Below are 23,572 nucleotides of genomic sequence, written 5' to 3'. Positions count from 1 at the left end.
CCGGGGCCTCGGCGGGCTCGGCGGCCTTCTTGACCGTGCGCTTGGCGGCCGTCTTCTTGACGGGTGCCTCGGCGACGGCCTCGACGGCCTCGACGGCTTCCGCGATCTTCTTGGTGGTGCGCTTGGCGGCGGTCTTCTTGACCGGCGCCTCGGCGACGGCCTCGACCGGCTCGGCGGCCTTCTTGACGGTCCGCTTCGCGGCGGTCTTCTTGGCAGCCGGGGCCTCGGCGGGCTCGGCGGCCTTCTTGACCGTGCGCTTGGCGGCCGTCTTCTTGACGGGTGCCTCGGCGACGGCCTCGACGGCCTCGACGGCCTCCGCGATCTTCTTGGTGGTGCGCTTGGCGGCGGTCTTCTTGACCGGCGCCTCGGCGACGGCCTCGGCGGGCTCGGCGGCCTTCTTGACCGTGCGCTTGGCGGCCGTCTTCTTGACGGGTGCCTCGGCGACGGCCGCAACGGCCTCGACGGCCTCCGCGGCCTTCTTGACGGTCCGCCGGGCGGCCGCCTTCTTCACCGGCGCCTCGACGGCCTCGGCCGCCGGAGCCTCCTCGGCCGGCTTCGCGGCCGCGGTCTTCCGGGTCCGGGTGGTCTTCTTCGGCGCCGGCGCCGTGCTCTCCTGAGCCGGCGCGCCCGCCTGCTCCGGCACGCTCACCGCGTTCACCGCCTCGACCACGACGGCCACCGGCTCGGCGACCGGAGCCGCCACCGGAGCCTGAGTCTGAGCCTGGGGCTGGGTCTGAGCGGGAGCCGGCCGCCCGCCCGCCGCCGCCGCGGCGTCCGCCGCCGCGCCACCGCGCGAACGGCGCCGCCGGCGACGCGGCGCGCTGCCGCCCTCGTCGTTGCCGCCGCCCTGCCCGGCCGCCGGAGCGTCGCCCGCGGGGGCCGCCGGGCTCTGCACCACGGCCGCCGCCTCGCCGGCCGCCACGGCCGCTCCGCCACGGGTGCGGCGGCGGTTCCGGCTGCGGGCCGGACGGTCCTCGCCGGCCTGCCCGCCCTGCTCGGCGGCCTCGCCCGAGCGCACCTCGCGCTCGCCGCGGCCACCGCGCTCGTCACGCCCGCCGCGCTCGTCACGCCCGCCGCGAGCGCGGCCGCGCTCGCTCCGGCCGCCGCGCGCAACGCGCCCGCCGGTCTCGCCCAGGTCCTCGATCTCCTCGGCGCCCAGGCCGGCCCGGGTCCGCTCGGAGCGCGGCAGCACGCCCTTGGTGCCGGGCGCGATCTTCAGCAGCTCGTAGAAGTGCGGGGAGGTCGAGTAGGTCTCCTCCGGGTCGTTGAACGTCAGCTCCAGCGCCTTGTTGATCAGCTGCCAGCGCGGGATGTCGTCCCAGTCGACCAGGGTGACCGCGGTGCCCGAGGCGCCGGCCCGGCCGGTCCGGCCGATCCGGTGCAGGTAGGTCTTCTCGTCCTCGGGGCACTGGTAGTTGACGACGTGCGTGACGCCCTCGACGTCGATGCCGCGGGCCGCGACGTCGGTGCAGACCAGCACGTCGACCTTGCCGTTGCGGAAGGCGCGCAGCGCCTGCTCGCGGGCGCCCTGGCCGAGGTCGCCGTGCACCGCGCCGGCCGCGAAGCCGCGCTGGGTCAGCTGGTCGGCCACGTCGGCGGCGGTCCGCTTGGTCCGGCAGAAGATCATCGCCAGCCCGCGGCCCTCGGCCTGCAGCAGCCGGGACAGCATCTCGACCTTGTCCAGCGAGTGGGCGCGGAAGATGTGCTGGGTGACCGAGGCCACGGTGTGGCCGCTGTCGTCCGGCGCGGCCGCCCGGATGTGGGTCGGCTGGCTCATGTAGCGGCGGGCCAGGCTGATCACCTGTCCCGGCATGGTGGCCGAGAAGAGCAGGGTCTGCCGCTTGGCCGGCAGCATGGTGATGATCTTCTCGACGTCGGGCAGGAAGCCCAGGTCGAGCATCTCGTCGGCCTCGTCGAGCACCAGCGCGCGGACCTTGGAGAGGTCCAGCTTGCGCTGGCCGGCCAGGTCGAGCAGCCGGCCCGGGGTGCCGACCACGATGTCGACGCCCTTCTTCAGCGCCTCCACCTGCGGCTCGTAGGCCCGGCCGCCGTAGACGGCCAGCACCCGCACGTCGCGGACCTTGCCGGCGGTCTGCAGGTCGTTGGTCACCTGGGTGCAGAGCTCGCGGGTCGGCACCACGATGAGCGCCTGCGGGCTGTCGGAGAGCTGGTCCTCGGTGGCCCGGCCGGCGTCGACGTCGGCCCGGACCACGGCTCGCTCGATCAGCGGCAGGCCGAAGCCCAGGGTCTTTCCGGTGCCGGTCTTGGCCTGGCCGATGACGTCGTGCCCGGTCATCGCGACCGGGAGGGTCATCTCCTGGATCGGGAACGGGTGGACGATGCCGACGGCCTCCAGGGCTTCGGCGGTCTCCGAGAGGATGCCGAGCTCGCGGAAGGTCGTCTTGATGGGTTCAGTCGTGGTGGACAGGGTGCTGCCTCTTCCGTGTGGCGGGGCCGAGAGCGAGTGGGCGGCGGGCAGCCGCGCGGCTCGGCCGGAGTCGTCAAGACTCCGTCGCGAGCTGCGAGGTCGTGCACGACCACGCCGGTCCCTGCTGCGCGCGGGCGCCTGCCCTGGACGGGCGGTGGCGTCCCGTGGCGTGGGGGAGATGTCCCTTGAGGAATCCGGCGCGGGACCGGCGCCCTGCGGCGCGGTCCGCGGCGGCCCTCGCTCGGCCACTGATGCGGTGCCTGGCTTGAGGTCCAAGCCAAGGTCGGAGCCGATCGGCTCTCCGACCGGGCATCCGCGTACGTGGGACCGGACGCCGCGCCGGAATGGTCCGGACGAGGCGAACCCGCGCGGTCTGCGAACCGTGCGGGTATACGAGTCCCTGTACCACTGTACCGTTTGCGGCCGAGTCGAACACGTGACGTCCCTGACATGCCCGCTGAGCACGCCCGGAACCCTCCTCCCGGCGGTCTAGAGTGGCGGTCCATGGAGACTGAAGGCTCGATCGGCGACTGGACCACCTGCTCGGCCGACCCGATCTACCGGGCTGCCGTGCTCGACCTGCTCGGCGCACTGGCCTACGGCGAGCTGAGCGCCTTCGAGCGGCTGGCGGACGACGCCAAGCTCGCCCCCGGACTGGCCGACAAGGCGGCGCTGGCCCGGATGGCCTCGGCCGAGTTCCAGCACTACCAGCTGCTGCACGACCGGCTGGCCGAGATCGGCGCCGACCCGGCCGAGTCGATGACGCCGTTCGTCGAGCCGCTGGAGACCTTCCACCGGGTGACCCGGCCGTCGGACTGGCTGGAGGGCCTGGTCAAGGCCTTCGTCGGCGACTCGATCGCCACCGACTTCTACCGCGAGGTGGCCGTCCGGCTGGACGACGACACCCGCGACCTGGTGCTCCGGGTGATGGCCGACACCGGGCACGCGCAGTTCGCCGTGGACAAGGTGCGCCAGGCGATCGAGCAGGACCCGCGGGTCGGCGGGCGGCTGGCGCTCTGGGGCCGGCGGCTGATGGGCGAGGCGCTCGGCCAGGCCCAGCGGGTGGTGGCCGAGCGGGACGCGCTCTCCAACCTGCTGGTCGGCGGTTCGGCGGTGCGCGGCTTCGACCTGGTCGAGGTCGGCAAGATGTTCAACCGGATCACCGAGGCGCACACCAAGCGGATGAGCGCGCTGGGCCTCTCCTCCTGAACCCCGCCGGGCCGCCGGGAGCCCGTCCGGCCGGCTCCGCGGCTCCCGCCCTCAGGAGGCGTGCCGGCGCCGCCGGTGGCCGCCGCGGTGGGCCGCCAGGTCCGGCCGGGCCGGCACGGTGGTGAGCAGCCCGGTCACCAGCGCCGTCAGCAGCAGGGTGGCCGGCAGGTTCCCGCCGGAGAACTCGAACCGGATCACCAGCCCGCTGAGCAGCGCCGAGACCAGGCCGGTGCAGAGCACCAGGCCCCGGCCCGACGGGAGGAAGTACTCGGGCCGGACGGCGAGCGCGGTGAACCCGGCCGCCAGGCCGATCACGGCGAACAGCACGGCTTCGACGGACAGCGGCACCGCGGCCTCCCGGGGGAGAGGAGTTCCACCGCGGCGGGGGAACCGCGGTGCGCGACCCATACCCGGGCCGCCGGGGTCCTACGCCTGCGCCGCCGCCCTTCGGGTACGCCGCCGCCCGCCGCTCCGGTGGCCGGAGGGGCGGGCGGGAGGACGCGGTGCCGCGGCGGGCCTCAGATGGTGCCGAAGCCGACCTTGCGGACAGCCTGCTCGCCGATCTCCACATAGGCCAGGCGGTCGGCCGGGACCAGGATGCGGCGGCCGTGCTCGTCGGTCAGCGAGAAGAGCTTCGAGGTGCCCTCCAGGGACTTGGCGACGGCGTTCTCGACCTCGTCAGCGGTCTGCGAGCTCTCGATGACGATCTCTCGCGGCGCGTTCTGCACGCCGATCTTGACCTCCACGGCTTCCGTCCCTCCGGGGTTACAACCAGCCATGCCCGGTGCACTGCTGTGACCGGGCCTTTCCGCTTCACCTTAGAGCAACCGGGTGGCGACGCGGTGGATCAATCCTCGGCGGAACCCGCCGGCACGTCCATGCCGGGGTGCATCGGGAAGCCCTTGAGGCCGCGCCAGGAGAGCGAGGCGATCAGCCGCACCGCCTCCTCGCGGGGGATCTCGGCGCCCTGCGAGAGCCAGAACCGGGCGGTGATCTGGGCCAGGCCGCAGACCCCGGCGGCGAGCAGCTTGGACTCCGCCTCCGGCAGGTCGGTGTCCTCCGCGATCACCTTGCTGACCAGCGTCGCGCTCAGGTCGGTGGCCCGCTCGACCCGCTCGCGCACGGCCGGCTCGTTGGTCAGGTCCGACTCGAAGACCAGCCGGAACGAGCCGGACTCGGAGGCCACGTAGTCGAAGTAGGCCTGCATGGTCGCGGCGACCCGCTGCTTGTTGTCGGTGGTGGCGTCCAGCGCCTGCCGGATGGAGTCGACCAGCGCGTCGCAGTGCTTGTCCAGCAGCGCGAGGTAGAGCTCCAGCTTGCCGGGGAAGTGCTGGTAGAGGACGGGCTTGCTGACCCCGGCGCGCTCGGCGATGTCGTCCATCGCCGCGGCGTGGTAGCCCTGGGCGACGAACACCTCCTGCGCGGCTCCGAGCAGCTGCTCCCGGCGGGCGCTACGCGGCAGCCGGGCGCCGCGCGGGCGGTCCTGGGCCTCCTGGATGGCCGTCACGGCGCTCCTCACTTTCACGGTCGACGCTGCGGGGTCGATGGCTGGTCGTTCGACGGTCGAGCGGCTGATTCTACTTTTCGGTAACCCGGAAGCGCGCTCGGCCTGATCGGAAAAACCGCAGCTCCCGGGTTGTCGGGAGCCCACAATACGGCGCGACACCCCCTCCGGCGCCAGAGTCTCACTACCATCTTCTCCCATGAGCACCGAGCAGCGGGAACGGGTCACGGCGGCCGGGACCGGCCGCCCGCCCGGCCGCTGGGGCGCCAGGGCGCTGCCGGTGCCCGGGGCGGTGCTCTCCGTGATCGGCCCGACCGCCGACCCGGCCGACGGGCTGCCGGAGGCACTGTTCGTGCACGGGCTCGGCGGCTCGGCGGACAACTGGACCGCGCTGATGGGCGAGCTGGCCGGCACGGTGCGCGGCGAGGCCGTGGACCTGCCGGGCTTCGGCTGGTCGGCGCCGCCGCCGGACGGCAATCTCTCGGTCTCCGGCCACGTGCGGGCGGTGATCGGCTACCTGGAGGCCACCGGGCGCGGGCCGGTGCACCTGGTCGGCAACTCGCTGGGCGGCGCGGTGGCGGTCCGGCTGGCGGCGCTGCGGCCGGAGCTGGTGCGCAGCCTGGTGCTGGTCTCGCCCGCGCTGCCGGAGCTGCCGCCGCAGCGCACCGCGCTGCCCACCGGGCTGCTGGCGCTGCCCGGGATGGGACGGCTGCTGCAGTGGGCGGGCGCCGGGCGGCGCTCCGTCGAGCAGACCGCGGACGAGCTGCTCGACCTGCTCTACGGCGACGCCCGGGCGATCCCGGCCGAGCAGCGCGAGCTGGCGGTGGCCGAGTACCGGCGCCGGCTCGCGCTGCCGTACGCGCTCCCGGTGATGGCCGGCTCGGCCCGCGGCATCGTCACCGCCTACACCGAGCGGGGCGAGCAGGCGCTCTGGCGGCAGGCGGAGCGGGTGGAGGTGCCGGTGCTGCTGGTCTACGGGCTGCGCGACAAGCTGGTCTCGTACCGCTCGGCGGTCCGGGCCTGCGCGGCGTTCCGGGACTCCCGGCTGCTGGTGCTGCCGGACTCCGGGCACGTGGCGATGATGGAGCACCCGGTGCGGGTGGCGCGGGCGGTGCGGGAGTTCCTGCGGGAGACCGGGAACTGAGGCTCCGTCAGGCCTGACCGAACGTCAGCGGCGGCCGGACGTTACGGGGATTCACTCGTTCAGGTGGCATGAGCGCAGGTGAGCGACGTACCCGGGCTTTCCGCTCTACCTTCGTGGGTGTCGGACCGAACAGATGTGGGGGGCGCTCGCCGCAGGCGGGGCCCGAGGGGAGAGGGCGCAGGGGTGGGCCCGCCTCGGGGCCCGGTGGGGAGCGAACGGTCCGCGACGGCGCCCAGGCCGCCCGTCCCGCCCGAGGGGCGGGTGGGGCCGCTGGGCCCGCGAGATCGGGGCGATCCGGTGCCGGGGTCGTCGGTGAGAGTCCTCCCGCGCGTCTGGTGCCCGCTTGTTCCGGTCCGGTTCCCCCGGCTCCGTCTCCTGGAGGTTCGTCGTGCGCATTGCCCTGCTTGTCGAAGGTTCCCGGGCCGGGGCGGGCTGGCCGGCCCGACTGGTCGCCGGCCTGCCGGAGCACGAGTTCGACCGGTACGCGCTGCTCAGCGGCGAGCCCGCCGATGCCGCCGGAGCCGACTCCGATGCCGGATTGCGGACGCTGGCGCTGCGCGGGCCCCGGCCGGGCGGGCGGGCGCCGGGCGCGGTCCGCCGCCGGCCGTACGCCAGAGCCTACGAACAGCTGGTCCGGGCGCTGGTGCTGCCCGCCGAGCGGGAGGGCTTCGCGCCCGCCCTGCACCGGCTGGCCGAGCTGGCCCGGCAGGATGGCGCGCTGCCCGCCTTCCTGGCCTCCGGCCGGGCGCACCAGGTGCTGGAGCGGGTCTGGCGCTCGCCGGGCGCGGACACCGCGGCCGGGCAGCCGCTGGTGCACGACGTGCTGGTCGCCGGGGACCTGCTGGAGCAGTTCCTGCGCCCGCTCTCGGCCGACTGGTACGGCGAGGAGCCCGGCGGGCTGGGCGCGGCCGACCTGTGCCACGTGGTCGGCGGCGGCCCCGCCGCGCTGCCCGCGCTGATCGCCAAGGAGCTGTACGGGGTGCCGTTCGTGCTCACCGAGCACGGCCTGCACCTGCGCGAGCAGTACCTGGGCTACCGGCAGGCGCCCTACCGCTGGCCGGTCCGGGCGCTGCTGCTCTCCTTCTTCCGCCAGCTCGCCGCCGAGACCTACCGGCAGGCCGCGCTGCTCACCCCGGGCAGCGGCTACGACCGCGAGTGGCAGCTGCGCTGCGGGGCCGACCCGGACCGGATCCGGGTGGTGCACCGGGACGTGCCCGCCGCCGGCCACCCGGCCGCCGGGCCGGAGCCCTCCCGGCCCACCCTGGTCTGGGCCGGCCGGCTGACCCCGGCCGCCGATCCGGAGCTGATGCTGCACGCCTTCGCCCGGGTGCGGGCCGAGCAGCCGCAGGCCCGGCTGCTGTTCTGCGAGTCCGAGGGGCGGACCGGCTACCGGGCGCACTGCGTGGCGGTGGCCGAGCGGCTGGGGCTGACGGTCGGGCTGGACGGCGACGTGCGGTTCGCCGAGCGGGTGCCGGCCGAGGGCCGCTGGGCGCACGGCACGGTGGCGGTCTTCCCGCACCGCACGCTGCCCGGGCCGCGCCTGCTGGCCGAGGCGATGCTGAGCGGGCGGGCGGTGGTCGCCACCGACGTGGGGGTGGCGCGCGAGGTGCTGGGCCCGGCCGGGCTGCTGGTGCCGCCCTGCGACCCGGCGGCGCTGGCCGGGGCCTGCCTGGCGCTGCTGGACGACCGGGAGCGCCGGGAGCGGCTGGGCCGGGCCGGGCGGCAGCGGGCGGCCGAGCGGTTCGCCGTGGAGCCGGCGGTCGCCGCCTTCCGGGACGTCTACCTGGAGCTGGTCTCGCACTGGCCCGCCTTCCCGGCCGCCGAGCGCACCCCCGGCGTGCTGCCGCGGCCGTTCGCCCGGCCCGCCGAGTACTGGGTGGCCGGTCCGTCCCGGGCGGTGGCGGCCCGGGTGAGGACCAGCTGATGGCCGGCCGGGGCGGCGAGCGGTCCGCCGGGGCGTTACCGGCGCCCGGGGAGGCCGGGCGCCGGCGGGTGGCCGATCCGGTGCGGGAGCTGCTGGAGGCGCACCGGGCGCTCTGCGAGCGGGCGGTGGATCCGCTGGAGATCGCGGCCGGTCTGGAGGAGGCCGGGATCTCCGCCGCGGTGGCCGGGCGGTACCGGCACGCGGACGTGTTCGGGCTGGCCGAGGAGCTGTTCGCCCGGGTGCCGCGCCGCCCGGTGGAGCCGCCCGCCCCGCCCGCGGCGCGGCCGCAGCCCGGCTGGCGGTACCGGCTGGGCACCGCCGCCGGCCTGCTCGGGGTGCTGCTGCTGCCGCTGGTCACCGCGGCGCCCGGGGCGCTGGCCACCGCGCTGGCGCTGGCCCTGGCGGCCTGGCCGGCGGCCGGGGCGGCCGACCGGGCGGCCCGCTGGGTGCGGCACACCGGCCGGGTGCAGGTGCGCAGCGCGGTGACCCTGGCCGAGTTCCGGGCCCGGATGCGCCCGGTGCTGCCAGTGGCGCTCGGCCTGCACCTGGCGGTGCTCGCGCTGACCAGCTTCGCCGCCTTGGCGGTGCTCACCGCGGTGGCGCCGCGCCCGGGCCCGGCCGCGATCGGGCTGCTGCCCGCCGTGGTGCAGCGGGCCGGGCCGGTGCAGTGGTACGGGCAGGCGGTGCTCGGCCTGCTGGTCGGCGCCGCCGCCGTGCTGCGCCGGCTCGGCCGGGCCGGGCTGGCGCTGGCCGGGGTGGCGCTGGCCGATCTGACCGGGCTGGCGCTGGTGCTGCTACGGGCGCTCGGCCTGCCCGTCGGGTGGGCCGCCGAGCCCGGCACGCTGACCGTGCTGGCGGCCGGCGCGGCCGCCGCCGTGCTGCTGCCGAGGGCCTGGGCCGCCACCGCGCGGGCCGGCTCCTACCCGTGAGCCGGTCCCGGCCGCCCGACCCACTCCCGATCCCCACCATCTCGTTGGACGACCGCCCGCTGCCGGGCGGTCCCGTTGGAAGGACTCCCATGCGGGTGCTGTTGCTGGGGGCCGGCGGCTATCTGGGCCGCCGGGTCGCCGATCGGCTGCTCTTGGATCCCGACCTGCAGGTCACCGTGCTCGGCCGGCGGGACTCCGCCGACATCCGCTTCGACCTGGCGGCCGGCAGCCCCGGGGCGCTGGCCCGGTTCCTGGACGCGGTGGCCCCGCAGGTGGTGATCAACTGCGCGGGCGCCACCTACGGCAGCCCGCGCGCCCTGGTGCGGGCCAACGCGCTGGCGGTGGCCACGGTCTGCGAGGCGATCCGGCGCAGCCGCGAGCCGGCCCGGCTGGTGCACGTCGGCTCGGCCGCCGAGTACGGGCCGATGCCGTTCGGCTCGGCGGTGCTGGAGAGCGCCGAGCCGCGCCCGGTCGGGCCGTACGGGGTGGCCAAGCTGGCCGGCACCGAGCTGGTGCTGGCCTCCGGGCTGGACGCGGTGGTGCTGCGGGTCTTCGACGTGGTCGGCCCGGGCACCCCGGCGGCCTCGCTCTTCGGGCGGCTGGCCGAGGGCCTGCGCCGGGCGCTGGAGCACGGCGACCCCCAGCTGCGGCTGCCGGACCTGTCCGCATTCCGGGACTTCGTGGATGTCCGGGACGTGGCCGAGGCGGTCCGCGCGGCGGTGGACTCGGCCGCCACCGGGGTGGTCAACGTGGGCAGCGGCCACGCGGTGCGGGCCAGGGAGGCGGCCGACCTGCTGGTCCGGGCCTCCGGCTTCGAGGGCCTGCTGACCGAGGAGAGCCGCCCGGTGCTGCTGCCCGCGCAGTCCGCGGGCGAGCCGGCCGGCGCCGCCCCGGTGGAGGCCAGGCCGGCCGGCGAGCCGGTGCCCTGGCGGCAGGCCGATGTGCGCACGGCCCGGGAGCGGCTGGGCTGGCGGGTGCAGATCCCGCTGGAGGAGTCGCTGGCCGACGTCTGGCTGGAGACCGCCTGCCGGGTCTGACCCGGGGCGCGGGCCGCCGAAACGCGGACGGATCCGCAGGTCCCAGCATCCGGCGGCGGTCGTCTCGCCTGTCGGACGAGCTGTCTCGGAATAGCGGGCGGGCATGACACTGTTGGGCAAGGAACCACTGATTAAGACGACCATCGGAGTCCCCGTGTCGCTGCCACCCCTGGTCGAGCCGGCCGACGAGCTCACCGTAGACGAGGTCCGCCGGTACTCCCGCCACCTGATCATCCCGGAGGTCGGGATGGCCGGGCAGAAGCGGCTGAAGAACGCCAAGGTGCTCTGCGTGGGCGCCGGCGGCCTCGGCTCCCCGGCCCTGATGTACCTGGCGGCCGCGGGCGTCGGCACGCTCGGCATCGTCGAGTTCGACACGGTCGACGAGTCCAACCTGCAGCGCCAGATCATCCACGGGCAGTCCGACATCGGCCGCTCCAAGGGCGAGTCCGCGCGGGACTCGGTCAAGGAGATCAACCCGTACGTCGACGTGATCCTGCACGACGAGCGGCTCGACAACGATAACGTGATGGAGATCTTCTCCGGCTACGACCTGATCGTCGACGGCACCGACAACTTCGCCACCCGGTACCTGGTGAACGACGCCGCCGTGCTGCTCGGCAAGCCGTACGTCTGGGGCTCGATCTACCGCTTCGACGGCCAGGCCAGCGTCTTCTGGGCCGAGCACGGCCCCTGCTACCGCTGCCTCTACCCGGAGGCCCCGCCGCCGGGCATGGTGCCGTCCTGCGCCGAGGGCGGCGTGCTGGGCGTGCTCTGCGCCTCGATCGGCTCGATCCAGGTCACCGAGGCGATCAAGCTGCTGGCCGGGGTCGGCGAGCCGCTGGTCGGCCGGCTGATGATCTACGACGCCCTGGAGATGAACTACCGCCAGGTCAAGGTCCGCAAGGACCCGAACTGCGTGCTCTGCGGCGACAACCCGACGGTCACCGAGCTGATCGACTACGAGGCGTTCTGCGGCGTGATCTCCGAGGAGGCCCAGGAGGCCGCCCTCGGCTCGACCATCACGTCCAAGCAGCTCAAGGAGATGCAGGACAACGGCGAGGACATCCTGCTGATCGACGTCCGCGAGCAGAACGAGTACGAGATCGTCTCCATCCCGGGCGCGGTGCTCATCCCCAAGAACGAGTTCCTGATGGGGAGCGCGCTGGAGAAGATGCCGCAGGACAAGAAGATCGTGGTGCACTGCAAGACCGGTGTCCGCTCGGCCGAGGTGCTGGCCGTGCTGAAGGCCGCCGGGTTCGCCAACTCGGTGCACCTGGGCGGCGGCGTGATCAGCTGGGTCAACCAGATCGAGCCGGAGAAGCCGGTCTACTGACCCGCCCGCGCTCGAGCTGCCTCGCGCCCCCGTACCGCTCCGGCGGTGCGGGGGCGCGGCCGTCCCGGCGGGCCCGGGTCAGAGCGCGTTCTTGCGTTGCAGGTAGCTGTAGGCGATCCAGCCGGGCAGCACCGGCAGCCAGAAGGTCAGTGCCCGGTAGAGGAAGACCGCCGAGGTGGCGGTGGCGGCCGGCATCCCGAGGCTCATCGCGACGATCAGCGCACCCTCGATCGCGCCGATCCCGCCCGGGGTCGGCACCGCCGATCCGGCCGCGTTGGCGGTCAGGAAGATCACCGCGACGGTGGCGTAGTTCATCGAGCCGCCGAAGGCCCGCACCGAGGCGTCCAGGCAGGCGGTGAAGGTCAGGGTCAGCAGCAGGATGCCGCCGAAGCCGGTGACCAGCTTGCTGGGCGTCTGCATCAGGTCGAGCATCCGCGGCACCACGCCGAAGAAGAGCGCCCGCAGCTTGGTCCAGAGGAACCGCCGCAGCGGTGCCACCGCCGCCACCACCAGGGCCAGCACCGCCGCGCTCAGCACGCCGATGATCACCGCCCGTTCGCTGCCCAGGTCCCCGTTGCCCTGGCTGCCGGTGATCATGCCGAACAGGAAGAGCAGCAGCAGGTGCCCGGCGAGGCCGGCCAGCTGGGAGGCGCCGACACTGGCCACCGCCTGCACCGGCCGGACCCCCTGCTTCTGCAGGTAGCGGGTGTTGAGCGCGATGCCGCCGATCGCGGCCGGGGCCACCAGCTTGACGAAGGAACTGGCCAGCTGGGCCGCCACGGTCCGGCCGAACGGCAGCTTCTCCGGCACGAAGCCGGTCAGGCTCATCGCCGCGGCGATGTAGGTGACGGCCGCGGCGGCCAGCGCCACGGCGGCCCAGGCCCAGTTCATCTGGGAGAGCTTCAGCTGGCCGGGCTGGATGGTGGTCACCGCCAGGTAGGCGGCGAAGGCCAGCGCCACCACGGTGATCAGGGTCTTCGGCCGCAGCCGCTCCAGCTTGGCGGGCGCCTCCGGGGCCTCCGGGGCGATCTCCAGGATCTGCTGCCGCAGGCGGCTGAGCAGATCCTCGCGGGCGGCGGCGATGTCCTCCTCGGCCTGCTCCTGGCTCTTCTCGCCGGCCGCCACCTGCTCCAGGGCCAGCGCCTGGGCGGCAGCGCGGCGCTCCTTGGTCTGCTTGGCCAGGTCGTTGCGGGTCTGCCGGCTCAGGCCGACCGGCTGCAGCAGCGGCAGCGCGGCCGCCACCCGGTCCCGGCCCAGCACCTTGTTGGCCACCGCCACCGCGCGCTCCGGGCCGATCCGCAGCGCGAAGGTGGTGAGCAGCTGGGCCACGTCGATCCGCAGCGTCAGGTCGCCGGCCGCGATGTCGCCGCCGGAGAGGTTGACCAGCACGCCCCGGGCGCCGTCCACCACCAGCAGCGACTCGCCGGTCAGCCGGCGGTGGGCGATCCGGCGGTCGTGCAGGGCGCCGACCGAGGTCCAGAACGAGGCCATCACCGGGTCGGTGATCTCCTCGTCCCCGAGCTCGTCCAGGGTGCGGCCCTCGAGCTTCTGGTAGACCAGGATCGCCGCGTCCGGACCCAGTTCGGAGGTGGCCACCAGCTGCGGGGCGTCGGCGCCGGCCGCGGTGGCGGCGTAGGCGATCAGCGCCTCCTGCTCCAGCGCCTGGCGCAGCGACTGCGGGCTGCGGCGGATCGCCACGGTGCGCAGCCGCAGCCGGCGCCAGGCCCGGTAGAAGAAGCCGGAGGCCTGCTGCTCGCGGTCGATGATGTGGACGTCCAGCGCCGGGCCGTCCTGCTGGTTGACCACGTAGCGGCGGGTGCCGCCGGGGGCGTCGGCGGCCCGGTGGGCGTAGCGCGGGGTGAAGCCGACCCGGCGCAGGCCGAGCATCAGGTGCTGGCCGGTGGGCCGGATGTTGGGGGAGCCGATGGTGTAGAGGGTGCCGTAGGCGACCGACCAGCCGATGGTCACGGTGAGCAGCAGCGAGAGCGGGGTGGTGTAGCCGCTGATCAGCTCGGTGAAGCCGCTGAGCAGCACCACCGACCAGAGCGCCACCCGCCAGCGCGGGCGGCTGGCCAGGCCGACGGCGGTCATGAAGGCGATCACCGGGGCCAGGTAGCCGTGCACCGGCTCGGTGAGCGGGCCGCCGCCCTCGGGCAGCCGGGTGAAGGCGCCGCGGATCGCCTGCGAGGCGCCCTCGGCCACCCACCAGTCCACGCCCAGCGAGACGCCGTAGGCCAGCACCGCGGAGAGCACCCCGTCGGCCACCCGCAGGCCGTCGCGCTTGATCAGCCGTTCGAAGGCGAAGGCGACCGGCACGGCCAGCACCGCCACGCTGGAGACCAGGCTGCCCAGGGTGGTGAGCCAGGGCGTGACGTGCTTGACGTTGGTCTGGATGTCGGTCTCGATGCCGCTGGTGGTCGAGGTGGCGATGTTGGCGATCACGAAGAGCGCGATGATGCCGAGCAGGCCGGCCACGAAGCGGATCAGGTCGGAGGGGCGGTGCGCGCGGGCGGCCAGCAGCGGCTCGTCCACGGCGAGGTGCTCGCCGTCCTCCTCCTCCGCGGGGGGTGCGGGCCGCTTAGGTTCCGCGGGCCGCTCGGGCTCGGGCTGCCCCGGCTCGGGCTGCGCGGGCTCGGGCCGCGCGGGCTCGCGCGGAGTGCGCTTGACCAGCGAGACCTTGGGCCCGGCCGGCTCCGCACCGGTCGCCGACGCGGCGGGGGTGGGCTCGACTGAGCCCTCGTCCACGTCCACGTCAGCCGTCCCGGTCATCTGGTCTTGTCCTCGTATCACCACTCACCGCCTGAAAGATGGTGGCATGCCGGGCTCCCAGCCGCCGGACAGGGGCGGGACCGGGCGCGGCGATTACCCCGGAGGGGGCGGTCGGCTGCTCCGGATGGGCAACAATGCCCGAATGACGGACAACAGCACGGACCGCGCTGCCGACCTTCCCCCGTTCGCCGAGCTGGTGCTCGATGTGATCGACCGTATCCCTCCCGGCCGGGTGATGACGTACGGGGACGTCGCCGAGTTCCTCGGCGAGGGCGGTCCGCGGCAGGTCGGCCGGGTGCTGGCGCTGTACGGGGGCGCGGTGGCGTGGTGGCGGGTGGTGCGCGCGGACGGCGCGCTGCTGCCCGGCCACGAGCACCGGGCGCTGGCCGCCTACCGCACCGAGGGCACCCCGCTGCGCGAGGGGCGCGAGCAGTACCGGGTCGACCTGCGCCACGCGCGGTGGGACGGACGCTAGGGCGTAGGCTTCTACGCTCCGGTTCCCTATCCCTGGACGATCGTGGCCCCCTCCTACCGTTTGGTGCGCAGCCCGCTCGCGATGCCCGAACCGCCCCGGCTGGACCGGTTCCAGCAGGCGGTGGCGGAGCATGCGGGCGGTCCGCTGCTGGTGCTGGCGGGGCCGGGGACGGGGAAGACCACCACGCTGGTGGAGGCGGTGGCCCGGCGGGTCGAGCGGGGCACCGACCCGGAGCGGATCCTGGTGCTGACCTTCAGCCGCAAGGCGGCGATGGACCTGCGCGACCGGCTGGCGGTGCGGCTGCCCGCGGCGCCGCAGGCGACCACCTTCCACTCCTTCTGCTACGCGCTGCTGCGGGCCCACCAGGAGCCGGAGCGGTACGCGGAGCCGCTGCGGCTGCTCTCCGGCCCCGAGCAGGACGTGATGGTCCGCGAGCTGCTGGCCGGCGGCGCGGAGGACGCGGCGGCGGGCGGCGGCCGGATCCGCTGGCCGCTGGAGCTGCGGGCCTGCCTGACCACCCGCGGGTTCGCCGACGAGGTGCGCGCCGTGCTGGCCCGCAGCCGCGAGCTCGGGCTGGGCGAGCGGGAGCTGGACCGTTTCGCCGCCGGGGTGGCCCGGCCGGACTGGTCGGCCGCCGCGCACTTCCTGGCCGACTACCTGGACGTGCTGGACCTGCGCGGGGTGCTGGACTACGCCGAGCTGGTGCACCGCGCGGTGCTGCTGGCCGAGCGGCCCGGGGTGGACCTGGCCGCCCAGTACGACGCGGTCTTCGTGGACGAGTACCAGGACACCGACCCCGCCCAAGTGCGGCTGCTGCAGCGGTTGGCCGGGGGCGGGCGGGACCTGGTGGCGGTGGGCGACCCGGACCAGTCGATCTACGCCTTCCGCGGGGCCGACATCAACGGCATCCTCGACTTCCCCGAGCAGTTCCGGCAGCGGGACGGGCGGCCCGCCGAGGTGCGGGTGCTGCGGGTCTCCCGCCGGTCCGCGCCGATGATCCTGGCGGCCTCCCGGCAGCTGGCCGCCCGGATGCCGATGGGGCGGCTGCCCGCCGCGAAGCTGGCCGAGCACCGGGCGCTGCTGCCGGGCCGGGAGGGCGGCCAGGGCAGCGTGGAGGTGTACACCTACCCGAGCCCCGGGGCCGAGCTGGAGAGCGTGGCCGACCTGCTGCGCCGCGCGCACCTGGAGGACGGGGTGCCCTGGGACGAGATGGCGGTGCTGGTCCGGGCCGGTGCGCGGGCCATCCCCGGGGTGCGGCGGGCGCTGTCGGCGGCCGGGGTGCCGCTGGAGATAGCCGGTGACGACCTGCCGCTGCGCGAGGAGCCGGCGGTGGTACCGGTGCTGCTGGCGCTGCGGGTCTGCGCGGAGGGGGCGGCGGCGGAGAAGGCCGCCGAGCGGGCCCTGGGGTCGATCCCGGCGCAGCGGACGTCGGCCGGGCCGACCTCCGGCGCCGGGAGGGCCGAGCCGCTGACCGCCGAGGTGGCGCACACCCTGCTCACCGGTCCGCTGGGCGCACTGGACGGCGCCGACCTGCGCCGGCTCGGCCGGGAGTTGCGCGAGGAGGAGCGCGCGGCGCTCCGGGCGGCGGCCGGGGAGGGCGGGGAGCTCGCGCCCGGCGTCGTGCGCTCGGCGGAGGAGCTCATCCGGCAGGCGCTCGCCGAGCCCGAGCGCCTGCTGCTGCTCGACTCCGCCCCGGCCCGCCGGGCCCGCGAACTCGGCACCCTGCTGCGCAAGGTCCGCGACCTGCTGCGCGGCGGCGGCACCGCCGAGGAGGCGCTCTGGCAGCTCTGGGACGGCAGCCCGCGCTGGCGCGAGCGGCTGGAGCGGGCCGCCCGGCGCGGCGGCGCCGCCGGGCGCAACGCCGACCGCGACCTGGACGCGCTCTGCGCGCTCTTCGAGACCGCCGCCCGCGCCGAGGACCAGGTCACCGGCCACCGCGGCGCGCTCGACCTGCTCGCCGAGGTCGAGGCCCAGGACATCGCCGCCGACACCCTGACCGTGCGCGCCGCCCGTCCCGAGGCGGTGCGGCTGATGACGGCGCACCGCTCCAAGGGCCTGGAGTGGCGGCTGGTGGTGGTCGCCGGCGTGCAGGAGGGCCTCTGGCCCGACCTGCGCCGGCGCGGCTCGCTGCTGGAGGCAGACCGGATCGGCCGCGACGGCCTGGCCGAACCGCTCACCCCGGGCGCGCTGCTCGCCGAGGAGCGCCGGCTCTTCTACGTGGCTGCGACCCGGGCGAAGGAGCGGCTGATCGTCACCGCCGTCAAGGCGCCCGCCGAGGACGGCGACGAGCCCTCCCGGCTGCTGCGCGAGCTCTACCGGGAGGAGACCGACCCGCGCACCGGCAAGGTGCTGGCGCGCACCCCGGCGGTCACCGTCGCCGACGTCGCCCACCGCCCGCGCCGGCCGCTCTCGGTGGCCGCGCTGGTCGCCGAGCTGCGCGCGGTCACCGTCGACCCGTCCCGCTCGCCGGAGCTGCGCCGGGCGGCCGCCGAACGGCTGGCCAGACTGGCCACCGCCACCGACGAGACCGGCGCGCCGCTGGTGCCGCAGGCCCACCCGGACCGCTGGTGGGGGCTGGCCGACCTGACCAGCAACCCGGTGCCGCTGCGCGAGCCGGAGCTGCCGGTGCAGCTCTCCGGCAGCGGGCTGGAGCAGCTGGAGAACTGCTCGCTGCAGTGGTTCCTGACCAAGGAGGTCGGCGCCCAGGGAGCCACCTCCGGCGCGCAGGGCTTCGGCAACGTGCTGCACGCGCTGGCCGACGAGGTGGGCTCCGGCCGGACCCCGGCCGACCTGGCGGTGCTGCTGGAGCGGCTGGACTCGGTCTGGGACGCGCTCGCCTTCGACGCACCGTGGAAGTCGGACCAGGAGAAGGGCAACGCGCGGACGGCGCTGGAGCGGTTCCTGCACTGGCACGTCCTGGAACGCGACCGGACCACCCTGGCCACCGAGCACGACTTCGACCTGACCCTGCCGGTCGGGGAGGTCGCGGTGCGGATCCGCGGCGTGCTGGACCGGGTCGAGCAGGACGCGGCCGGGCGGGCGTACGTGGTGGACTTCAAGACCGGCAAGCAGGCGCCGAGCGACAGGTCGCTGCCCGAGCACCGGCAGCTGGCGGTCTACCAGCTGGCCGTGCGCGAGGGCGCGCTGGACGGCCTGCTGAACGAGCGGCCGCCGCTGGGCGGGGCGGAGCTGGTGCAGCTGCGGTTCGAGGACAAGAAGCTGGCCGACGCCCCGAAGGTGCAGCACCAGCCCCCGCCGGAGGGGGAGCCGTGGATCGAGAACCTGCTCGCGGACGCGGCGGGGCGGGTGCTGGCCGAACGCTTCGTGCCGACCACGGGGGAGGGGTGCGGGCACTGCGCGTTCAAGCGCAGCTGCTCGGCGCAGCGGGACGGGCGGCAGCTGATCGAGTAGGGGGCGGCCCTGACAACCGCCGTCCCGCCCCCGCTGTCCTCCCCTCCCGTTACCGTTGAGCTCATGCTCAGCCACCCCGACCAGCTCAAGGAGCTGCTCGGCATCCCCTTCAACCCGGAGCAGCTGGCCGCGATCGGGGCACCGCCGGAGCCCGCGGTGATCGTGGCGGGCGCCGGGTCGGGGAAGACCACGGTGATGGCCGCCCGGGTGGTGTGGCTGGTCGGGTCCGGGGCGGTGCGCCCGGAGCAGGTGCTGGGGCTGACCTTCACCAACAAGGCCGCCGCCGAGCTCGCCGAGCGGGTCCGCACGGCGCTGGCCAGGGCGGGGCTGCGGGAGGATCCGGAGGCGGCCGGGGAGCCGGAGATCTCCACCTACCACGCCTTCGCCGGCCGCCTGCTCAAGGAGCACGGCCTGCGGATCGGCATCGAGCCCGACGTCCGGCTGCTCGCCGATGCCACCCGGTTCCAGCTCGCGGCCCGCACCCTGCGGCAGGCCCGCGGGCCGTTCCCGCACCTCAAGGAGCGGTTCGCCGGCCTGGTGGCGGAGCTGACCGCGCTCGACGCCGAGCTGGCCGAGCACCTGGTGGAGCCGGCCGCGCTGCGGGCCTTCGACACCGGGCTGCTGGACGAGCTGGCCACGGTTAAGTTGAGCAACCAGGACCTGCGCGACGTGCCCGAGGCGGCCCTCGGCCGGCTGGAGCTGCTGGGCCTGGTGGAGGAGTACCGCCGCCGCAAGCAGTCGGCGGGCCTGATGGACTTCGGCGACCAGATAGCGGCCTCGGCCCGGCTGGCGATCGAGCGCCCGGAGGTGGGCCGGCTGCTGCGCGAGCAGTTCCGGGTGGTGCTGCTGGACGAGTACCAGGACACCTCCGTCGCCCAGCGCCGCCTGCTCGCGGGCCTGTTCGGCGGCGAGGCGAGCGGCGGCCACCCGGTGACGGCGGTCGGCGACCCGTGCCAGGCGATCTACGGCTGGCGCGGCGCCTCGGTGGCCAACCTGGACGACTTCCCGCGGCACTTCCCGCGCCGCGACGGCTCCCCGGCGGCCCGCTACTCGCTGAGCGAGAACCGCCGCAGCGGCGGCCGGCTGCTGGCCTTCGCCAACCACCTGGCCGCCCCGCTGCGCGAGCTGCACGAGGGCGTCGAGGCGCTGCGCCCGGCGCCGGGCGCCGAGCAGGACGGCCTGACCAGGGTGGCCCTGCTGCCCACCCACGCCGAGGAGGTCGACTGGCTGGCCGACTCGATCGCCCACCTGACCGCCACCGGCACCGAGCCGGGCGCGATCGCGGTGCTCTGCCGCTCGGCCGTCGCCTTCCCGGACATCCACGCCGCCCTGGTGGCCCGCGAGGTGCCGGTGGAGGTGGTGGGCCTGGGCGGCCTGCTGCAGCTGCCCGAGGTGGCCGACCTGGTGGCGGTCTGCGAGGTGCTGCAGGACCCGACGGCCAACTCCGCCCTGGTCCGGCTGCTGGTCGGCCCGCGCTGGCGGATCGGCCCGCGCGACCTGGCGCTGCTCGGCCGCCGGGCCGCCGCGATGGTGCGCACCGACCGGGTGGACGGCGGCGACCCGCTCGCCCTGGCGGTGGCCGAGACCGATCCGACCGAGGTGGTCTCGCTCTCCGACGCGCTGGAGACCTTCCTGGAGGCGGTCCAGCCCGACGAACTGCCGTTCTCGCCGCAGGCCCGCACCCGGTTCGCCCACCTGGCCCGGGAGATCCGCGAGCTGCGCCGGGTGCTGGCCGAGCCGCTGATGGACGTGCTGCACCGGGTGCTCGCGGTGACCGGCCTGGAGATCGAGCTGGCCGCCTCCCCGCAGGCGCTGGCCGCCCGCCGCCGGGAGACCCTGCAGTCCTTCCTGGACGTCGCGGCGGGCTTCGCCGACCTGGACGGCGACCCGGGACTGGCCGCCTTCCTGGCCTTCCTGCGGGCCGCCGAGGAGTACGACCGCGGCCTGGACTCCGGCCTGCCGGGCGGCGAGAACACCGTGAAGGTGCTGACCGCGCACAAGTCCAAGGGTCTGGAGTGGGACGTGGTGGCGCTGCCCGGCCTGGTGAAGGGCGCCTTCCCGAGCAACCGCAGCCGGGAGCGCTGGACCAGCCGCCGCCAGGTGCTGCCCTACCCGCTGCGCGGGGACGCGGCCACCCTGCCCCAGGTGCCGGCCTGGAACGCCAAGGGCGTCGCGGCGTTCAAGACCCAGCTCAAGGAGCAGACCAGCACCGAGGAGCTGCGGCTGGGCTACGTCGCGGTGACCCGGCCGCGCTCGCTGCTGCTCGCCTCCGGGCACTGGTGGGGGCCGACCCAGCGGACCGTGCGCGGCCCGTCCGAGTACCTGGAGGAGCTGCGCTTCCACGCCGAGCTGCCGGGTGCGGGCGAGGTGGAGCAGTGGGCCGACCCGCCGGTGGAGGGGGCCGAGAACCCCGCGCTCGGCCAGGCCGCCGACACCCCCTGGCCGCTCCCGCTGGACCCGGCCGCGCAGCTGGCCCGGCGCCGGGTGGCCGAGGTGGTGGCCCGCCGGGCGGCCGGGGCGCCGCCGCCGGAGCCGGAGCCGCTGGTCCCGGAGGAGCAGCGGCTGGTGGACTCCTGGGACCGGGACCTGACGGCGCTGCTGGGCGAGTTGGAGCGGTCCCGGCGGACCGTGCGCGAGGTGCCGCTGCCGCCCGCGCTCTCCGCCACCCAGCTGATGCGGGTGGCCGCCGACCCGGACGGCTTCGCCCGCGAGCTGGCCCGCCCGCTGCCCCGCCCGCCGCAGACCGCGGCCCGCCGGGGCACCAGGTTCCATGCCTGGGTCCAGGCCAGGTTCGCCCCGCTGCCGCTGCTGGACCCGGACGCGCTGCCGGGCCTGGAGGACGACGAGATCGCCGACGAGCAGGACCTGGAGCAGCTGAAGGAGGCGTTCCTGCGCGGCCCGTACGCTCACCGCGTGCCCCACCGGGTGGAGGCGCCGGTGCAGCTGGTGCTCGGCGGGCGGGTGGTGCGCGGCCGGATCGACGCGGTCTACCGGGAGCGTGACGGCGACTCAGGGTCACGGTGGGAGATCGTCGACTGGAAGACCGGCCACGAGGAGAGCGCCGACCCGCTGCAGCTGGCGATCTACCGGCTGGCCTGGGCGGAGCAGCGCGGGCTCGACCCGGAGCAGGTCACCGCTGCGTTCTGCTACGTCCGCAGCGGCCGGATCGTCAGACCGTCAGGACTTCCTGGCCGAAAGGCGTTGGAAACGCTCCTGATCGGGAACAGTGACTATTAGGTCACAGAGAGCATCCAACTCGTCACACGGTCGCGCTAAACCGATGCGTCATGCACGTTTCGCGCCTATTGTGGGGTCGGTAACCGGTCACCTGCGTCTGCTCGGCCACCGGCCAGGCCCCGTCCTTTACCCTCAGTCATCGCCGCAGGTGCCGACGCACCCGCGCGCCCTCCGCTGGAGAAACCGAAGTTGAGCGCGACCGGATGGTTCAGAGACTTGCTGGCCGGTCCGACCCGGGGGCCGGCCACCGTTCGCACCTCGGGCACCTGGCCCAGGACCGCACTCGCGCTGCCGTTCATCGGCATGGCGCTGGTGGTCGGCCTCGACTACCTGAGCACCCTCGAAGTCACCCTCGAGCCCGCGCTGACGGCGGTTCCGGCGCTGGCCGCGATCGTCAGCCGGCGGGTCTGGTACCCGATCCTGATCGGCGTGCTGTCCGAGGTGGCCGCCTTCGCGATGGCCGCCTACAACCACGTGCTCGGCGAGTCCGTGCACAGCGCCACGGTCTTCGCCATCGCCCTGGTCACCGCGATCAGCTGGGTCAGCGCCACCCTGCGGCTCCGTCAGGACCAGGCGCTGGCCGACGCCCAGCTGGTCGCCGAGATCGCCCGCCGGGTGCTGCTGCGCGCGGTGCCGGACCGGGTGGGCAGCGTCCGGGCGGCGGTGCACTACGCCGCGGCCGCGGCGCACGCCCGGATCGGCGGTGACCTCTACGAGGTGGTCAACACCCGGCACGGGGTGCGCGCGGTGGTCGGCGACGTGCGGGGCAAGGGGCTGGGCGCGGTGGAGACCGCCGCCGCCGTGCTCGGCGCCTTCCGCGAGGCCGCGCACCAGGAGCCGGTCCTGGAGAAGGTGGCCGGCTGGCTGGCCGTCAGCCTGGACCGGTCGCTGCGCGAGCACGACCACCCGGGCCTGGAGGAGGAGTTCGTCACCCTGGTGCTGATCGGGGTCGGCCCGGACGGCACCGCGGAGATCGTCAACTGCGGGCACCCGGCGCCGCTGCTGCTCACCGGCGACGGCGCGGTGCGGCCGCTGGAGCTGGCCGAGACGGTGCCCCCGCTCGGCGTGCTGGACCCGGAGGACGTGGCGCCGCCGGTGCTGAAGGTGCCGTTCGCCGCCGGCGACCGGGTGCTGCTCTTCACCGACGGCGTGATCGAGGCCCGGGACCGGGCGGGCCGGTTCTACCCGCTGGCCGAGCGGTTCCCGGGCTGCGCCCGCGGCGGGCCGGTGGAGGTGCTGGAGCTGCTGCACGCCGACGTGGTGCGCCACGTCGGCCGCCCGCTCGGCGACGACGCGGCGATGCTGCTGCTGCAGTACGAGCCGGCGGCGCAGCCGGGGCAGCAGCTGCCGCACCAGAACGGGCGGCTGGCGCACCAGTGAGGGCGGTCCGGCGGGCAGCCGCGGCCCGCCGGACCGGCCCCACGCGTCAGTTGGCGTTACGGGCGGCCCGCCCGAAGCCCTGGCCGCCACCGCCGATGGGGTTGCCCGGGCCGTCGCCGCCCCGGCCGGGGTCGCCGGGGGGAGCCGGCGGCGGGGTCGGGGACGGGGGCATCGGGGGTTGCGGCTGCGGGTTGCCGCCGCCGCTGCCACCGCCGCCCGGTGCGCCGCCGCCCGGGGGGTTCCCGCCCCCGCTCGGCATGCCGCCGCCCTGGGCGCCACCGCCGATCGATCCGGCCGCGTTGCCCGAGATCGTGCCGAGCTGGGCGGCGACGGAGTCGTCCGCCTCGGTGGCCGTCTGCACCAGCTGGAGGAGCTGCTGCCGCATCGCCGCCATCCGCTGCTGCAGCACCTCGGGGGGCAGCATCGCGGCCCCCGGCCCCGGCGCCACCGACCCGTCGGCGCCGATCACCAGCCCTTCGGCGGAGGCGAGCAGCTGGGTCTGGCGCAGCTGGCTCTGGATCCCGGTCAGCTGGTCGGCGCCCTGCCGCAGCAGGTCCGCGCTCTGCCGCAGGTAGGCGGTGGCGGACTGGAGCTGGTCCTCGATCCGCTGCAGGCTGGCCGAGCTCGCGTCGGCGGCGGTGCCGCTCCAGGCGGCCCTGGACCGGTCGAGCACGTTGCGCTTCCAGTCCGTGGCCTCGTCCGACAGCCGGGCGGCGAGCTGGGTGTAGGAGGCGCCGGCCTCGCCCAGCGCGTCGGGGTTCATGGTGTTCAGCGTCTGGTAGTCCACTGCGC

At 75.3% G+C, this 23,572-nt stretch carries 16 protein-coding genes; 10 read left to right on the top strand and 6 right to left on the bottom strand.

What is annotated here, in order from left to right; translation table 11 throughout:
* On the bottom strand, nt 1–2,314 hold a 2,314-nt coding region (locus ACFYNO_RS08520), incomplete at its 3' end, for a DEAD/DEAH box helicase (RefSeq protein WP_388007378.1).
* 618 nt (nt 2,315–2,932) lie between these two features.
* Between ACFYNO_RS08520 and ACFYNO_RS08515 the strand changes: the two genes are divergently transcribed.
* The gene (locus ACFYNO_RS08515; protein WP_388007375.1) at nt 2,933–3,637 is read left to right on the top strand and encodes a ferritin-like fold-containing protein; all 705 of its coding nucleotides are present in this window, start codon (nt 2,933–2,935) and stop codon (nt 3,635–3,637) included.
* 51 nt (nt 3,638–3,688) lie between these two features.
* On the opposite strand, the gene ACFYNO_RS08510 is transcribed toward ACFYNO_RS08515, so the two are convergent.
* The 3 genes from ACFYNO_RS08510 to ACFYNO_RS08500 all read right to left on the bottom strand — a co-directional run bounded on the left by ACFYNO_RS08510 (nt 3,689) and on the right by ACFYNO_RS08500 (nt 5,144).
* A complete protein-coding gene (locus ACFYNO_RS08510) occupies nt 3,689–3,985 on the bottom strand; it encodes a hypothetical protein (protein ID WP_388007372.1) in 297 nt (98 codons plus the stop codon).
* Between the two features lie 170 nt (nt 3,986–4,155).
* The gene (locus ACFYNO_RS08505) at nt 4,156–4,383 is read right to left on the bottom strand and encodes a DUF3107 domain-containing protein (protein WP_388007369.1); all 228 of its coding nucleotides are present in this window, start codon (nt 4,381–4,383) and stop codon (nt 4,156–4,158) included.
* A gap of 101 nt (nt 4,384–4,484) precedes the next feature.
* Nucleotides 4,485–5,144 carry a TetR/AcrR family transcriptional regulator gene (locus ACFYNO_RS08500; RefSeq protein ID WP_388007366.1) on the bottom strand — a complete coding sequence of 220 codons (660 nt, stop codon included), beginning with the start codon at nt 5,142–5,144 and terminating at the stop codon, nt 4,485–4,487.
* A gap of 196 nt (nt 5,145–5,340) precedes the next feature.
* On the opposite strand from ACFYNO_RS08500, the gene ACFYNO_RS08495 reads away from it, so the two are divergent.
* The 5 genes from ACFYNO_RS08495 (at nt 5,341) to moeZ (ending at nt 11,508) form a co-directional block, all read left to right on the top strand.
* Entirely contained in the window at nt 5,341–6,285 is a 945-nt protein-coding gene (locus ACFYNO_RS08495; protein ID WP_388007363.1) for an alpha/beta fold hydrolase, read from the top strand.
* Nucleotides 6,286–6,673: 388 nt separating this feature from the next.
* On the top strand, nt 6,674–8,209 hold the full coding sequence (locus tag ACFYNO_RS08490; RefSeq protein WP_388007360.1) for a DUF3492 domain-containing protein: 1,536 nt from the start codon (nt 6,674–6,676) through the stop codon (nt 8,207–8,209).
* Complete coding sequence (locus ACFYNO_RS08485; RefSeq protein WP_388007357.1) at nt 8,209–9,138, top strand: hypothetical protein; 930 nt, start codon at nt 8,209–8,211, stop codon at nt 9,136–9,138. Before ACFYNO_RS08490 ends, ACFYNO_RS08485 begins: the two co-directional genes overlap by 1 nt.
* 89 nt (nt 9,139–9,227) lie before the next feature.
* Complete coding sequence (locus tag ACFYNO_RS08480; RefSeq protein ID WP_388007354.1) at nt 9,228–10,175, top strand: NAD-dependent epimerase/dehydratase family protein; 948 nt, start codon at nt 9,228–9,230, stop codon at nt 10,173–10,175.
* A 154-nt stretch (nt 10,176–10,329) separates the two neighbouring features.
* Entirely contained in the window at nt 10,330–11,508 is a 1,179-nt protein-coding gene (gene moeZ / locus ACFYNO_RS08475) for an adenylyltransferase/sulfurtransferase MoeZ (RefSeq protein ID WP_388007351.1), read from the top strand.
* 78 nt (nt 11,509–11,586) lie between these two features.
* Here moeZ and ACFYNO_RS08470 read toward each other — a convergent pair whose 3' ends face one another.
* A complete protein-coding gene (locus tag ACFYNO_RS08470; protein WP_388007348.1) occupies nt 11,587–14,277 on the bottom strand; it encodes a lysylphosphatidylglycerol synthase domain-containing protein in 2,691 nt (896 codons plus the stop codon).
* Between the two features lie 142 nt (nt 14,278–14,419).
* Here ACFYNO_RS08470 and ACFYNO_RS08465 point away from each other — a divergent pair, with 142 nt between their 5' ends.
* From ACFYNO_RS08465 to ACFYNO_RS08450, 4 genes are all read left to right on the top strand, one after another.
* Nucleotides 14,420–14,752, top strand: coding sequence for an MGMT family protein (locus ACFYNO_RS08465; RefSeq protein ID WP_388007345.1), 333 nt, complete (start codon nt 14,420–14,422; stop codon nt 14,750–14,752).
* Nucleotides 14,753–14,833: 81 nt separating this feature from the next.
* Nucleotides 14,834–18,163 carry an ATP-dependent helicase gene (locus ACFYNO_RS08460; RefSeq protein WP_388007342.1) on the top strand — a complete coding sequence of 1,110 codons (3,330 nt, stop codon included), beginning with the start codon at nt 14,834–14,836 and terminating at the stop codon, nt 18,161–18,163.
* 63 nt (nt 18,164–18,226) lie between these two features.
* On the top strand, nt 18,227–21,400 hold the full coding sequence (locus ACFYNO_RS08455) for an ATP-dependent DNA helicase (RefSeq protein ID WP_388007339.1): 3,174 nt from the start codon (nt 18,227–18,229) through the stop codon (nt 21,398–21,400).
* Nucleotides 21,401–21,589: 189 nt separating this feature from the next.
* Entirely contained in the window at nt 21,590–22,780 is a 1,191-nt protein-coding gene (locus tag ACFYNO_RS08450; protein WP_388007336.1) for a PP2C family protein-serine/threonine phosphatase, read from the top strand.
* Between the two features lie 46 nt (nt 22,781–22,826).
* On the opposite strand, the gene ACFYNO_RS08445 is transcribed toward ACFYNO_RS08450, so the two are convergent.
* Nucleotides 22,827–23,567 (bottom strand): hypothetical protein, encoded by a 741-nt coding sequence (locus ACFYNO_RS08445; protein WP_388007333.1) that lies wholly within the window; start codon nt 23,565–23,567, stop codon nt 22,827–22,829.
* Nucleotides 23,568–23,572 lie beyond the last annotated feature (5 nt).

This window comes from Kitasatospora sp. NPDC006697 (genome assembly GCF_042869935.1).
Taxonomy (GTDB): Bacteria; Actinomycetota; Actinomycetes; order Streptomycetales; family Streptomycetaceae; genus Kitasatospora.
Note: the sequence above shows the minus strand (reverse complement) of the source record. Positions and strands in the feature narration are given on the sequence as shown.